The organism is Bradyrhizobium tunisiense, from assembly GCF_042263385.1.
GTDB classification, from domain to species: Bacteria; Pseudomonadota; Alphaproteobacteria; order Rhizobiales; family Xanthobacteraceae; genus Bradyrhizobium; species Bradyrhizobium tunisiense.
Genome location: NZ_JBHLEV010000005.1, coordinates 257705 through 271562 on the forward strand (window position 1 = coordinate 257705; position 13858 = coordinate 271562).

General features: G+C 59.5%; 15 protein-coding genes. 11 read left to right on the forward strand and 4 right to left on the reverse strand.

Going from position 1 to position 13858, the window contains the following annotated elements:
- Window positions 1–407 precede the first annotated feature (407 nt).
- From ACFDR6_RS23865 to ACFDR6_RS23875, 3 genes are all read right to left on the reverse strand, one after another.
- On the reverse strand, window positions 408–1019 hold the full coding sequence (locus ACFDR6_RS23865; RefSeq protein WP_375859695.1) for an anthranilate synthase component II: 612 nt from the start codon (window positions 1017–1019) through the stop codon (window positions 408–410).
- Window positions 1016–2425: an aminodeoxychorismate synthase component I gene (gene pabB, locus ACFDR6_RS23870; protein WP_375859696.1), complete on the reverse strand. Its 1410-nt coding sequence runs from the start codon at window positions 2423–2425 to the stop codon at window positions 1016–1018. Before pabB ends, ACFDR6_RS23865 begins: the two co-directional genes overlap by 4 nt.
- 98 nt (window positions 2426–2523) lie before the next feature.
- A complete protein-coding gene (locus tag ACFDR6_RS23875; RefSeq protein ID WP_375859697.1) occupies window positions 2524–2883 on the reverse strand; it encodes a Dabb family protein in 360 nt (119 codons plus the stop codon).
- A 1739-nt stretch (window positions 2884–4622) separates the two neighbouring features.
- Between ACFDR6_RS23875 and ACFDR6_RS23880 the strand changes: the two genes are divergently transcribed.
- Window positions 4623–5057 (forward strand): nuclear transport factor 2 family protein, encoded by a 435-nt coding sequence (locus ACFDR6_RS23880; protein ID WP_375859824.1) that lies wholly within the window; start codon window positions 4623–4625, stop codon window positions 5055–5057.
- Window positions 5058–5213: 156 nt separating this feature from the next.
- On the opposite strand, the gene ACFDR6_RS23885 is transcribed toward ACFDR6_RS23880, so the two are convergent.
- Entirely contained in the window at window positions 5214–5846 is a 633-nt protein-coding gene (locus ACFDR6_RS23885) for a GntR family transcriptional regulator (protein ID WP_375859698.1), read from the reverse strand.
- A 126-nt stretch (window positions 5847–5972) separates the two neighbouring features.
- On the opposite strand from ACFDR6_RS23885, the gene bioB reads away from it, so the two are divergent.
- From bioB to ACFDR6_RS23935, 10 genes are all read left to right on the forward strand, one after another.
- Window positions 5973–6968, forward strand: coding sequence for a biotin synthase BioB (bioB, locus tag ACFDR6_RS23890; RefSeq protein WP_375859699.1), 996 nt, complete (start codon window positions 5973–5975; stop codon window positions 6966–6968).
- Between the two features lie 51 nt (window positions 6969–7019).
- Entirely contained in the window at window positions 7020–7373 is a 354-nt protein-coding gene (gene panD / locus ACFDR6_RS23895; protein WP_375859700.1) for an aspartate 1-decarboxylase, read from the forward strand.
- A gap of 81 nt (window positions 7374–7454) precedes the next feature.
- Window positions 7455–8609, forward strand: a complete 1155-nt coding sequence (locus ACFDR6_RS23900) for an 8-amino-7-oxononanoate synthase (RefSeq protein ID WP_375859701.1) — start codon at window positions 7455–7457, stop codon at window positions 8607–8609.
- Window positions 8606–9238 (forward strand): dethiobiotin synthase, encoded by a 633-nt coding sequence (gene bioD / locus ACFDR6_RS23905; protein WP_027545479.1) that lies wholly within the window; start codon window positions 8606–8608, stop codon window positions 9236–9238. Before ACFDR6_RS23900 ends, bioD begins: the two co-directional genes overlap by 4 nt.
- Complete coding sequence (locus ACFDR6_RS23910; protein WP_375859702.1) at window positions 9235–9597, forward strand: hypothetical protein; 363 nt, start codon at window positions 9235–9237, stop codon at window positions 9595–9597. The genes bioD and ACFDR6_RS23910 overlap by 4 nt, the downstream gene beginning before the upstream one ends.
- 219 nt (window positions 9598–9816) lie before the next feature.
- Window positions 9817–11082 carry an adenosylmethionine--8-amino-7-oxononanoate transaminase gene (locus tag ACFDR6_RS23915; RefSeq protein WP_375859703.1) on the forward strand — a complete coding sequence of 422 codons (1266 nt, stop codon included), beginning with the start codon at window positions 9817–9819 and terminating at the stop codon, window positions 11080–11082.
- Window positions 11079–11432: a hypothetical protein gene (locus tag ACFDR6_RS23920; protein WP_375859704.1), complete on the forward strand. Its 354-nt coding sequence runs from the start codon at window positions 11079–11081 to the stop codon at window positions 11430–11432. Before ACFDR6_RS23915 ends, ACFDR6_RS23920 begins: the two co-directional genes overlap by 4 nt.
- Before the next feature lie 48 nt (window positions 11433–11480).
- A complete protein-coding gene (panB, locus tag ACFDR6_RS23925) occupies window positions 11481–12344 on the forward strand; it encodes a 3-methyl-2-oxobutanoate hydroxymethyltransferase (protein WP_375859705.1) in 864 nt (287 codons plus the stop codon).
- Between the two features lie 19 nt (window positions 12345–12363).
- Window positions 12364–13203 carry a pantoate--beta-alanine ligase gene (gene panC, locus ACFDR6_RS23930; protein ID WP_375859706.1) on the forward strand — a complete coding sequence of 280 codons (840 nt, stop codon included), beginning with the start codon at window positions 12364–12366 and terminating at the stop codon, window positions 13201–13203.
- A gap of 224 nt (window positions 13204–13427) precedes the next feature.
- The gene (locus tag ACFDR6_RS23935) at window positions 13428–13703 is read left to right on the forward strand and encodes a hypothetical protein (protein WP_375859707.1); all 276 of its coding nucleotides are present in this window, start codon (window positions 13428–13430) and stop codon (window positions 13701–13703) included.
- The last annotated feature ends 155 nt before the right edge of the window (window positions 13704–13858 follow it).

Here is a 13858-nt window from a genome sequence, read left to right on the forward strand (position 1 = left end):
CTCCCGTCGGAGTACGCCTTCATCGGGCTCTCACGATTGTGCAAGATCACCATCGCCTTGATGCATGCCGGTACAGACACAGGTAAATGAGACTTTTGCCGAGCCGGCCTGATGGTTCATGGATAGCGCACTAACTCGCTTTGTGCCAGGCTGGTCACGGCCCTGAGTAGCATCCGGCACGAATCTTCGCCGCGCCCGTTTTTTGCCCTTTGGTCGGAGCCATGTGTTGGCCGTTCCGCCCGGCACGGCAATCAACCTAGTCCGAAATTCAGGAGGAGGAGGACCTCAGGCGCTGTTCTACACGCTTCATCGCTGATGCGAGCACCGTGCGTCGGCATCAGGCCTGAATACCCCTCCGCGCCCGAGCGTCATCGGTTGCGACGGGATCGAACCGTTGCCGAGCCCGATCATAGCGATCCGGCAATTGGCTCGATCCTCGCCCAGCAAGCCTCCGTCAGGCGCAAGAAGTTCATAAGCAGTACGTGCCCATGTTCCGTGAGTATCGATTCCGGATGAAACTGCACGCCGAATGTTGGTTGGAAACGATGTGCGAGAGCCATGACCTCGCCTTCGTCCGAACGCGCTGTCACCGTGAGATGCGGCGCGCATGCCTCATCGAGCTCAACGACAAGAGAATGGTAGCGCCCAACGCGAAGTGGAGACGGGAGCTCCTTGAACAGCCCTCGACCGTCATGCGTTACAGTGGAGGACCGACCATGCATAGGGCGACGTGCACGCGCCACGCCTCCGCCGAAAACGCTACCGATACATTGGTGTCCGAGGCAAATGCCCAGAAGTGGTACGCGACCTGAAAGCTCGCGAACGACGGCCGTGGATATTCCGGCCTCAAGTGGAGTGCAGGGACCCGGTGAGATGACCACTGCGCGCGGCCTCAAGCCAACAAGGTCCCTGACGCTGATCTCGTCGTTCCGGACCACCTCCGTTGCCTCACCAAGGTTGCGGAAATAGCGGGCAATGTTGAAGACGAAGGAATCGTAGTTGTCGATGATGAAAATCAAACTGCACCGGATCGTTCAGCACGAAACGCATCGAAGATGCGCTTCGCCTTGGCGAGCGTCTCCTCGTATTCGGCCTCTGGGTCCGACATCGCCGTGATCCCGCTGCCTGCATGAAAGACAGCCACATCGCCGTCGATCGTTACAGTGCGAATCGCAATGTTCGTGTCCATGTGCCCGTTAAAACCAATGAAGCCGATCGCCCCGCAATAGAGCTCGCGTGCCACACGCTCGATTTCCGCTATGATTTCCATCGAGCGCACCTTTGGCGCTCCGGTAATGGAGCCGCCGGGAAAGCAAGCGCGAAGTAAGGTAACGGCGTCCTGGTCTCCTGCAAGTTCACCCGTAACGACCGACACGAGGTGGTGCACCGAGGCATAGGATTCGAGGTCGCACAGCGCTGGAACTTCGATCGAACGCGCAGTGCAGACACGTGACAGATCGTTGCGTAGGAGGTCGACGATCATGACGTTCTCGGCGCGGTCCTTTTCAGACGCAACGAGGATTTCACCTCGGCGTTGGTCTTCCTTCCAATCAGCGGAACGCGCGATCGTGCCCTTGATGGGGCGTGTTTCGACCCGGCCTCCACCAAGCTTCAGGAAACGCTCCGGCGAGCTCGATGCGACGGTCAGCTTGCCATAGCGCAGGAGCGCCCCAAACGGTGCGGGGTTCGATGATCGTAGCTGGCTGTAGAAGGTGAGGGGGTCGAAGGAAATCGGCACCCTCGCGCTGAAGCGCTGCGCAATGTTGGCTTGGAAGACGTCTCCGGCCAGAATCAAGCCGACGACGCGCTTGACCGCCGCAACATAGTCCTCGCGGCTGAAGTTCGAATGCCAAGCGCCCACGCTGCCGGAGGATGTATCCCGCGGCGTCTCTGGGTTGGCAAGCAGTGCTGCAAATTCGTCGGCTCGACGGCGTGCACGCTCTACGCGACGTATAGGATCCTGCTCCGGCCATCCGGTGGAAATGATCCAGCATTTGTTGTGCCAGTGGTCGTAGCTCACGACTACGTCATAGAAATGCAGGAGCGATTGGGGCAATCCCTGCCCGGGAATTGCGGGCGTCGGCAAGTGCTCTAACGTCCTGTTTAAATCGTAAGCAAGGAAGCCGGCTGCGCCTCCCTGGAACGGGGGGAGATCGGAGCGATGCTCTTGCGAATAGTTGGCGAGAAGGGCGCGAAGAGCTTCCCACGGGTCGCCTTCAAGAGGCTCTCCGTTCCAACGCGCCTGTCCGTCCGCGACCATAAAGGTACTGAACGGATCGCAGCTCAGATATGAATAGCGGCCGAGCAATTCATGCTTGGCCGCGCTATCGAGAAACGTAAGCTGCGGTCGATGAGCCAGACATCGCATCGCCATGACGGGCTCGATCCACGGCAGCTCGCTGACGTGCACTGGGCTGTCAGTCACCGATGACTTGCCTGCTGTGAGATGTGTTCAGATTGTGATCCCGAGCCGACCGAGAGCGCTGGTCTGGGACCCGGGGACCCTTGAGGCCGATTGTCAGGTTAGCCCCCGCCAGTCGGCTCGAGGCGCCGAGTAACTTGACCTGTTGCAGCCGTTGAGGCCAAGCGCGCATCCGTTGATACGGTGTAATCGGCCGCAAACCGCAGCTCGCGGAGCGGTCGCACCCGGCTAATCGATTCCTGGTATAGGTCGTGAGCCCTGTAGGCTGCGAGTTCCCTCTCATTGTCGAACTCACCGTAGACCACTACGTCGATATCGTTGCCGAACTGGTCGGTCTTGCGATTGCGACCAACCTCGAGCAGGCGTGCATGTGGGATTGTGGTGAGAACTGACAGGCCTTCGATCATTTCGTCGATCTGGGCCTTATCCTTGGCGGTAAACAAAACGATGTGACGAATCATGATGGACCTGGGGTGACAGGAAAGTAGGCGCATAACTATCTTGGCCTTGAGCGCGCTGCAACATTACCGCAGCGGGTCGCAATCGCCGCAACGGCCTTGCTGCTAGAGCTTCTGCCCGCGGTCAAGCGGGGCGCCATTTGCGGCAGGCCCAGCGCAAGCCAGATCCCGCGACGTGAGGCGCCGGCACTCGGGCGGTCATCGTTGCCTCGGTGTCAGGGTGAAACCGCCCTCAAACCCAGCCACACGCCATCGGTCTTGCAGCTCTTCTTGTTGGGATCTGCGTAGACGAAGGTGCCCCGTGAATTCGTCGTTCGTCCATGCGCGTAGCGGTAGTCAACAGCACAATCGGCTCTCCCGGGAGGCGGTAGCCGCTCATGAGGTGCAACTCACATCGGCGTTTTGAGGCGGTTGATGGTCTCGGCACGTGAGCGCTCCAGCTTTGTCGAGACGGCGTCGCGATCGGGCCGGCCACGACCTAGGCGACACGCTCAAGACGTGTCCTCAATAGGCCCGTCACGCGCAGCCACTCTAGGGGGTGCAGAAGCACCTTTGGGCGACCGTTTTACGATCGGGCTGAGCTGGTCGGATGTCAGCCGATCGTCCCTCTGCGGTAAGGCCGCTATGCCGGACCAATAGTCGATTTCTGCGATGAATTTCTGCGCAAAATAGGGAAACGTCGCATGACGTATGCGCTAGCAGGAAGGAGATTGGCGAATTTCTTCTAGAACAAAGAGATAAACTTTGCGCTTATCGACGGTGCCCGATCGAACGGTGGGCAGGTCAAGGTCAAAGCAACGAGTGCAGGCGGAAATGGATGCCGAAGCGCGACGCGGATTGAGCTACGTCGCGCCCCGCCGCTGGTCGCAAGCCTGAGCCCTCCAACGCGCAATGGGAGATGCAGGAATTGGAGACGGACATGTCCAAAGACCATCAAAAACTTCAGCGCAACACCGTCAAACGGTGCGCCATTTGCGCCGGAAAGTTTGGCCTTATTCGTTACTACTCTTCGCGAACCGCCCTCTGCTCAAAGAGGTGCGTTGAGCACTTCAAGTCCCGTTGCGAAGCGGACAGCAATTGGTTACGGCGATTGCCGGCCGCCTGAGCGGTCATCGGCGGCTGCGACGGCGCCCGACCCTGAGGACGCGCCTCCTACTGCGGTCCGGAATGCCGCACGTTTATTGCGGCGCCGAAATCGTTGACGTCGAACAGCGCGCGACAATCTCGCGAACTGCGCACCGACCGCAGGGAAGGCGTGGATCTCCATCATGAAGCTCGTATTGGCCAAACACAGGGCTCCGCTCAACAGGGCGGCCTGCGCCGCATGCGCAGAAGTTCTCGGCACCGGATACCTGCGGGACGTGTCGACGCAGAGGCCGTACTGTGGCTACGATTGCTACCTTCGTCACGAAGCCAGGAGCCTGTTGATGCCCTGGCTGAAAACGTCCTGTGCCGAAGCGGATGCCTCGAAGTATCACGCCTCGCCGCTTGAACTCATGACGTCGTTTGCCGGATCATCCTACTGGTATTCGATGTCACTTGCAGCCTTGCGGGTGGGGGAGCTCATGGCCGTAACGCTTTCCAACACTGTGCGCGAGGGAACATGGACGTTTGGTTCGCCCCCGTGGCGGGGCTATGGAGGTGGCCCCAGCCCACCGCAATGAGGTCCACCGAGCTAGATGCGTCGATACAGATACCAAGAAGCAGCTCCGTTATTGCAAACTGGTTTCAGGAACACCAAAATGACGGAGCATAGCTTCTGGCGCTTCTCGCGAACGTTGCATCGCGCGATCAATGACCGGCATTTTGAGGACATCGAGGCCCTCCTCGACGAGGAGGTCGATTGGACGCTTTATGGTCCGATCGACATGTTCCCATTTCTCGGCACTCGGCATGGCAAGCGCGCCGTGCTCGACGTCATCCGGGAGATCTCTGACAATGTCCAGATTCGCCGTTTCGACCGCGAGACCACCATGCTCGGCGTGGATTCCGCAGCCTCTATGCTGCGCTGTTCCCTAACGGCGCGGGAATCCCACAAGTCGATCTCGCTGCGCGCGGCGCAGTTCGCCCAGTTCAAGGCCGGTCGGCTCATCAGCATGCGTGTGCTCGTCGACACCTTTGATCTCGTCGAGCAGGCACTCGGCCGGCAAATTCATCTCCCGAAGATGGCAAACTGAGGTGAGAGGCGCCAGCGAGTCTCTCCCTGTCCTGGGGTCGTCGATGGCGCATGCGCGATGCTTACGCCGGACGCGATCGCGTCTTCATCGCGTGGTGATGATGGCGATCGGCGTCAACCTAGACAACTTCGTCAACGGACCGGAAGCCTCTTCCAGTCAGGACGTGGGAAGCGCAAGGCGCTCAATGGTTTGAATGTGGCGCGCGAGCAGGTTGCAGGCTTGATCGACGTTGCGGGCTCGCAGGGCCTGCAGAATCAGCCGGTGATCCTGGTTGGACCGCGGTCGCCAGCCGGCACTTCGCGCCATTGCGAACACCAACCGCGAATTTGCAAGTTGCAGTCCATCGAGACTAGCGAGCAGGCGCGGCATTGCGCAGGGCGAAACCAGCGCGTGATGAAAGGCTCGGTTGGCCATTTCAAACTCCTCAATTGTCTCGGCATTATCTCCTTCAATAAGGGCGAGCTCGATCCGTGCCAAATGAGCCGATGTCAGCTTTGGAGCCGCATTGCGCAATGCGACCACTTCGAGCGCGGCGCGCATCTCGGCGATCTCCTTCACCGCCTTGGTGTCGAGAGGAGCAACCCGTACGCCGCGACGGGGCCGAGCTACGACAAGGTGTTGGGCTTCCAGCTGCCGAAAGGCCTCGCGGACCGGAACGTGACTGGAATTGAACTGCCGCGCGACATGATCCTGCCGGAGTGGAGCGTCTGGCTGCAGCGCGCCGGAGATAATGCGTTCGCTGATCGAGTCAGCGATGCGGCCGGCAACCGTCGTGTTCTCGTCCATCATCATAGATTATCTACCAGAAAAACGAATGCGTTCACTTAGAACATCCTCTAGCATTGGTCGAGGGTCGTTATCATAGATAATCGCTTGTTTTATCTATGATTGATCGTGAATGGGGGCACGGCTCTTATGGTTGCTGCTGTGGACGTGAAGCGAAGCGACGGAGGCAACAGCGCGCAGCTTCGTCGAGACTGGATGCGGGCCGAGGCCGAAGCACTCTATGACCTGCCGTTTGCCGACTTGATGTTTCAGGCGCAGAGCCTTCATCGCGCCAATTTCGATCCAAACCACATCGAAACCGCAAGCCTGCTCAGCATCAAGACCGGCGGCTGTCCGGAAAACTGCGGCTACTGCTCGCAGAGCGCGCACTACGACACCGGTCTGAAAGCCACCCGCCTGATGGATCGCGCCGATGTGGTCGCCAGCGCGCAGCGCGCCAAGGATGCCGGAGCGACTCGCTTCTGCATGGCGGCGGCCTGGCGCAGTCCAAAAGACCGCGATCTTGATCAGGTCTGCGACATGGTGAGTGCGGTCAAGGGGCTCGGCATGGAGACCTGCGTCACGCTCGGTATGCTGACGCCGAAGCAGGCTACGCGCCTCTCAGAGGCCGGGCTCGACTTCTACAACCACAACGTCGATACCTCGCCGGACTTCTACGGCAAGATCATCACCACGCGCACCTTGCAGGACCGCATCGACACGCTTGCACATGTGCGCGAGGCTGGCATCAAGGTCTGCTGCGGCGGCATTATCGGCATGGGCGAGGCCGTCGAGGACCGCCTTTCCATGCTCGTCCTGCTCGCCAATCTCTCCCGTCATCCGGAAAGCGTGCCAATCAATCTGTGGAACCAGGTCAAGGGCGTGCCGGTCGATGAAATGGCAGAGCGTCCCGATCCGATCGCGCTGGTGCGTCTGGTCGCAACGGCCCGCATCATGATGCCGAAGAGCGTGATACGTCTGTCCGCCGGACGGCAGTATATGACGGACGAACTGCAGGCGCTGTGCTTTTTGGCTGGCGCGAATTCAATCTTCCTCGGCGACGTGCTGTTGACCACGAAGAATCCGAAAGTCGACCGCGACGCCAATTTGCTGCGCCGGCTCGGCATCACGTCCGGGCTGTCTTGAGTGAAACGGTTCGGCGAGCCCGGCTGAGCAAAATTCCAATGTAGGTGACGCATGCAGATTACGTTGATGAAAGGCAAAATCCATCGCGCCTCGGTCACTGAAGCCGATCTGCACCATGAAGGATCGATTTCGATCGATCGCGCGCTGTTGGACGCTGCGGGACTCCTGATCAACGAGCGCGTCGAAATCTTTAACATCGACACCGGCACACGCTTTGCCACCTATGTGATCGAGGCACCCAAGGGGTCCGGCATGATAGGCCTCAATGGTGCGGCCGCGCGACTTGCGATGCCTGGAGATAAGGTCATCATCGTTGCCTATGCCTCCCTTGATGAGGTGGAAGCAAAGACGTTCAGGCCACGCGTTGTGCTGGTTGACCGGGAGAACCGCATCTTACCGGATTGAAAGCAGACGGGCCGATGCCGGAGCCATTGTCCTGGCGGCCGATGAAATTTGCATGATTTATGGCGACCCTGGGAGGGGTGAATGAGCTCAATCCATACGGCCAAAGTCGCCGACTATGTCGCGGCGTTGCATGCCCTGAAAGAGGATGACCGGCTGCGCCGCCTTAGGCCGCGCGAAGGCATCGATTTTGTATCGAACGACTATCTTGCGCTTGCGAGCGCCCCGCGCATGAAAAAGGCAGTTTTGGCGGCAATCGAGGCCGGCACTCCGATCGGAGCGGGTGGGTCGCGGCTTCTGCGCGGCAATTGCGAGGAGCATGAACGTCTCGAAGCAGAAGCGGCTCGGTTCTTTGGGGCGGAGACGGCGCTCTTCTTTGGCGGCGGTTATGCCGCGAATTTTGCGGTTTTGACAACGTTGCCGCAGCGCGGCGATCTGCTCGTTCTCGATGCTCTCGTACACGCAAGCATCCATGAAGGTGCGCGAGCTGGCCGGGCCGACTTTCGCATAAGCGCCCATAACGACCCCCAGTCGGTCGAAAGCACAATCCGCGACTGGCGTACCCAGGGCGGAATGGGCCGTGTCTGGATCGTGGTTGAAAGTCTCTACAGCATGGATGGCGACTTTGCGCCGCTCGAAGACCTCGTCGCGATCGCGGACCGGCACGACGGGTTCCTGATGGTCGATGAGGCCCATGCCACAGGCGTCTACGGGGAGCTGGGACGAGGACTGGCCGCCCCCTATGAGGGGCGAGGAAATCTGTTGGTCGTTCATACCTGCGGCAAGGCGCTGGGCGCTGCAGGCGCGCTCGTCACTGCCTCAACGGCCATGCGCGACTTCATGGTCAATCGCTGCCGCCCGTTTATCTTCGCCACAGCGCCCTCACCATTGATGGCCGTTGCCGTGCGGGAGGCCCTGTTCATCCTGCAGCAGGAACCCGAGCGGCAGCAGCGTCTGGCCAAGCTTGTCGCGTTCACGCATCGGGAGATCGGCGTGCGCGGCGGGGAAATTCCTTCGGCCTCGCAGATCGTGCCCTATATCGTTGGCGACAACGCGCGGGCGATGCGGCTCGCATCGAGACTGCAGACGCGCGGTTTCGATATCCGCGAAATCCGGCCGCCAACCGTTCCCGCGGGCACGGCCCGTTTGCGAATTTCACTGACACTCAACGTCGGGGAGGATGACGTGCGTGCAATGCTCGATGCGCTGTTCGAGGAGACGAGAGGTGAAGCCCGATGAGCCAGCAGATCGTCGTGACAGGCACAGATACCGGGATCGGAAAGACGGTGTTTTCCGCAGGCCTCGCCAATCTCCTCGGCGCGAACTATTGGAAACCGATTCAGGCCGGCCTCGAAGAAGAGACCGATACTGAGGTCGTTACGCGGCTGGCCAGTCTCCCAGGCGATCGCATCGTGCCGGAGGTTTACCGCCTTCGGACGCCGGCTTCTCCGCACTATTCCGCCGAAATCGACGGAGTTCGCATCGACGCGGACTCGCTCCATGTGCCGGAGACCGGCGAGCGACCGCTCGTGATCGAGGGTGCCGGCGGGCTAATGGTACCACTGAACGGCAGCACACTTTATATTGACATCTTCGAGCGTTGGCGGCTTCCCGTCCTGCTTTGCGCCAGCACGCGACTAGGGACGATCAATCACTCGCTGCTCTCGATAGAAGCTCTGCGAAAGCGCCAGATTCAGATTCTTGGGATAGCATTCATTGGCGAAAGAAATGCAGAAACGCAGAGCGCAATTCGCGAGATGGGTCGGGTGCGTTGGTTGGGGCGACTGCCCTGGCTTTCGCCTCTCACACCGGACATGCTGCAGGACGCGTTCAAGAGCTCGTTCCGTGCCGACGATTTCAGGCCATGATGCCCATCAACATGACCTCAACCCAAGAAGTCGTCGATCTGGCATCGGTTCACGCAATACTGGATGACTTCTTGGTTTCAAAAAGCTGGTTTGAGTCTCGGCTCATTCCTGCAGATGGTGAAGCTCGTCGCGTCCCCTTCAATCCGCCGCTCGAAGCAAGATACATGTCGGTTGACGGCTGCTTCGCAGGCAACTGCCTCGTTCTGAACACGGGGGAGGATGGCGCTCTCCTTTCGAATATTCCGCCAACACTGGATGAGTTCTTTTTGATCTTCACTTCGGCGGCAAGGCCGGTTTTACGACGATGCAAGAGAGTATGGGTTCGGGGCGGCAAGATGAATGTCGATTATCAGCGCTAGCTTCGCAGCGCATATGTAGGAAGCAAATAGAGGAGCAACAATGCGCCGCGTCTACGTCGATCGGATCAATACCTTCATTGCGGAAGGAAAGAACGTGCACGAGTTGCGAGAGCGATCGGGTGTGCGTTGGCTTGGGCGAGTGCCCAGGCTGTTTCCTCTCGCTGCAAACACGCCACAGCCCGCGCTCAAGGCCTCATTCCGTGGTGATGATTTCAAGTCATGACGCCAAAGAAGAAGTCGGCGATCTGGCATCCGTTCACGCAACACGCGCTTCAGGGCGAGATGACAAGGGTTCTGCGTGGCGATGGTGCTTATCTCTACACCGCGGATGACCGCCGAATCATCGATGCAATCTCATCCTGGTGGGTCGTGACCCACGGTCATTGCCAACCGCACATTGTCAGTGCGATTCAGGAACAGGCGGGCAAACTCAACCAGATCATCTTTGCCGGCTATACCCACGATCCGGCTGAGGAGGTTGCGGCGCTACTCTTGAAGCTCGCACCCCGTGGGCTCGACCATGTCTTCTTCTCCGACAGCGGCTCTACCAGCGTGGAAGTCGCCTTGAAAATGGCGATCGGCTATTGGAATAATATCGGCGAGCCGCGGACACGCATTGTCGTGATGCAACATTCCTATCACGGCGATACAATTGGGGCGATGTCGGTGGGGGCCCGGGGCGTGTTCAATGACGCATACGGGTCCTTGCTGTTCGACGTTACCGCAATTCCGTTCCCTGCGGAAGGCTGTGAGCAGGCAACCCTCGATGCGCTCGAGTCCGCATGCCGAAACGAAATTCCCGCCGCCTTTATTGTAGAGCCTCTGATTTTGGGGGCAGGCGGGATGCTGATGTACCCCGCTTGGTTGCTAAGGGAGATGAGGCGGATCTGCGAGGCCTCTCGCGTCCTGTTCATTGCCGACGAGGTCATGACGGGCTGGGGCCGTACCGGAACGCTATTTGCCTGCGAGCAGGCCAATATCACTCCAGATATCGCCTGCTATTCGAAAGGCCTCACCGGAGGGGCGCTCCCACTGGCAGTGACGCTCTGCCGCGCGGATATATTCGATGCGCATTACTCAAAAGATCGTACGCGTACGTTCTTTCATTCGAGTTCATATACCGCGAATCCGGTGGCCTGCGCCGCCGCAAAAGCGAATCTGGATCTGTGGCAAGATCAGGAATCTCGCCGCCGCGTCGCGTCTGTCGCCACGATGCAAGAGCATGCAATCGAGCCATTCCGCGCCGATCCGCGCTTTGCAAATGTCCGCCGGACCGGCACCATCACAGCGCTCGATCTGAAAACGAGCGATCCGGGGTATCTGGCAAACATCGGTCCGAAGCTTCAGGCCTTCTTCGAGCGCCGAAATCTCCTGCTGCGACCGCTCGGCAACACGATCTACGTGATGCCACCTTATTGCGTCACGGCCGCAGATCTTGATCAGATCTACGCCGGTATCAGGGATGCTGCCGATGCGGTGGCTTGAAGGTGCGGCTCGAGCGCGAGCTAACGGAACCCAATTGCTGCCATAAGACGAATATGCTGGCCGAACCTGAACCTGCCGATAGCTTTGGCAAAGCATCCGAGCCGCTCTCGCAGATATGCCCGATGCCGGGCCCGGCGCAAACTCGCCAGATGTGGGAAGAGCGGTACCGCGCTGTCGCGGTGGTGGCCGGCGCGATACAAAATCGCTCCGCGCAAATGTGGCGGCTGGAAAAGCTTGCGCTTCTGATGATTGCGCAATCATTAGACGTTTCTATCTGCCCGCCGCTGGCTTTGGAAACGTGCCTCTCCGTTTCGCCTCCACCATTGACAGTCTTCTCTCAGCTTCCGTAGGAAGCCCCGAGTCCGGGGATGCGGGCAGTGGAGCGATCGGGATCTTAGATGAGCCACATTTCAGAGCAGCCTGTTGAGCGTGTCACGATTCCAGTTCTGCAGCGATGCAAGGAGGAGGGGCGCCGTATCGTCATGACCACCGCTTACGACGCGGTTACGGCGCGCATCGCCGATCCCATCGTCGATGTCATTCTCATCGGGGACAGTGTTGGCAACGTCTGCCTGGGATTTGACAACACGCTGCCGGTCAGTATGGCCATGATGAACCATCACCTGGATGCTGTTGCGCGCACGAGAGCTCGTGCCTTGCTCGTTGCCGATATGCCCTTTCTCAGTTTTCATCTCAGCATTGAGGAGACGATACGCAACGCCGGGGGCTTTCTGCAGCGTGGCGCAGCAGCGGTTAAACTCGAAGGCGGAGCGAAGCGCATCGAAATGGTCCGTGCCCTGGTCGATTGCGAAATTCCTGTAATGGGGCATCTGGGCCTCACTCCGCAGAGCGTCAATGTCATGGGTGGTTTCAAGGTGCAGGGCCGGAAGGCCGACGACGCGCTGCGCTTGCTCGACGACGCCCACCGTCTGCAGGAGGCCGGATGCTTCGCTCTGGTCCTGGAAGGCGTCCCGGCGGAGCTCGCCGCGCGCGCGACGGAATTCCTGACGATACCGACCATTGGAATTGGCGCGGGTCCCAGTTGCTCGGGCCAGGTGCTCGTATTCCATGATGTCCTCGGATTGACTGAAGGTCATCGGCCTAAATTCGTTCGCGCTTATGCAGAGGGTTTTCAGCTGCTGCAGGAGGCGCTGTCGCGCTGGGCCGCAGATGTCCGCGGCGGTGCGTTCCCGGGACCGCAGGAATCCTACGGGCTTCCCCAAGGTGTTGGCGAAACGATCGCAAACTGGGCTCCCAACTAACCTGAGGTACAGCAAAGCAATGCAGACAATCACGACCGTCGCCGAACTCCGTCGCGCTCTTTCAAACGCCCGCAGGGCCGGTCAACGCGTCGGATTCGTGCCGACCATGGGCTATCTGCACGAAGGTCACCTGGCGCTGGTCGAGGCGAGCCGGGCGCAATCTGACGTCACCGTTCTCAGCATCTTCGTGAACCCCACTCAATTCGGACCGAACGAGGACCTCAGCACCTATCCGCGTGACTTCACGCGCGATGAGAGGCTCTGCCGCGATGCCGATGTTGCCATCGTCTTTGCGCCGGCTGCCGGCGAAGTCTATCCGGCTCAATTTGAGACCTTCGTCGAGCCGGGCGACCTAGCAAAACCACTCTGCGGAGCGTTCAGGCCTGGGCACTTTCGCGGTGTCGCGACGGTCGTCTGCAAACTGTTCAACATGGTGCAGCCGGATGTCGCGTTTTTCGGACAGAAGGATTTTCAGCAATGCGCGGTCGTCCGTCACATGGCACTTGATCTCGATCTTCCGATCGAGATCGTTACCGTGCCGACGGTCCGGGAAGCGGATGGGCTCGCGATGAGCAGTCGCAACCGCTATCTCAGCGAGGAAGAACGTCGGCGGGCTCGTGCCATCAGCCGTGGACTGTTCGCCGCAGCGGACAAGTATCGCTCAGGAGAACGCGATGTTGAAAAGCTGCTTGCAATCGCCAAAGGGCATTTGAACGAGATCGATCGGCTGCAATACCTTGAGCTTGTCGACCATGACACGCTCAAGGCCGCCGAAAGTCCGCTACGCCGCCCGGCGGCACTATGCGCCGCAGCCTACGTAGGCTCGACGCGGCTGATCGACAATGTGATACTGGCGTGACCGACTTCCTAGCACCAGCTAAGTGGATTAGGTGCGGTGAAATCCGTCGGTACATTCGCGCGAACGCGGAATTTAAGCGCCGGGTCGAGATAAATTGCATTAATCAGCATCCAAATGTCCTTACCATGCAGGGTTAGGTCAACCCCGTTTTATGAGCCGCGGGCCGGCAACAATGACGTGGTCAAATCCCTCTCAATTCCGGTGACGCGGCATAGGAGCAGGACATGGCAAGCCATTTCTACCGGTTCCGCATGGGCGCGTATGCCGAGACATTGTTTCTGCGCAGCAAGCGCGAGAAGCAACAAATGATGTACAGCTTGATGCGGCTCGGGAGTGAAGTCGTGCGATCCGAGCACTGGTTCATCGCGGCGGAGCAGCCAGTTCGGCATGAACAGGGCGCGGCCAAAATCGCCCGTAGAGGTGAGACGACCCTCGACGACCTCAAACAAATCGGCCGCGAAGCGCTTCCCGAAGCGCCGACCATGTGGCGGCGGGCGTGAACGATAGCAAGTTGTCGTTCTCTGAACATCCTGATGAGCGGTCCACTGGGCCAAACCCCAACGTCTTCATGTTCTCCGACACAAACCGATCATGCAGAGAGTTGTAACGCGACCGGCTGCGTCGTGCCCGTGCTGCTGGAAGAAAAGTGTGTGCC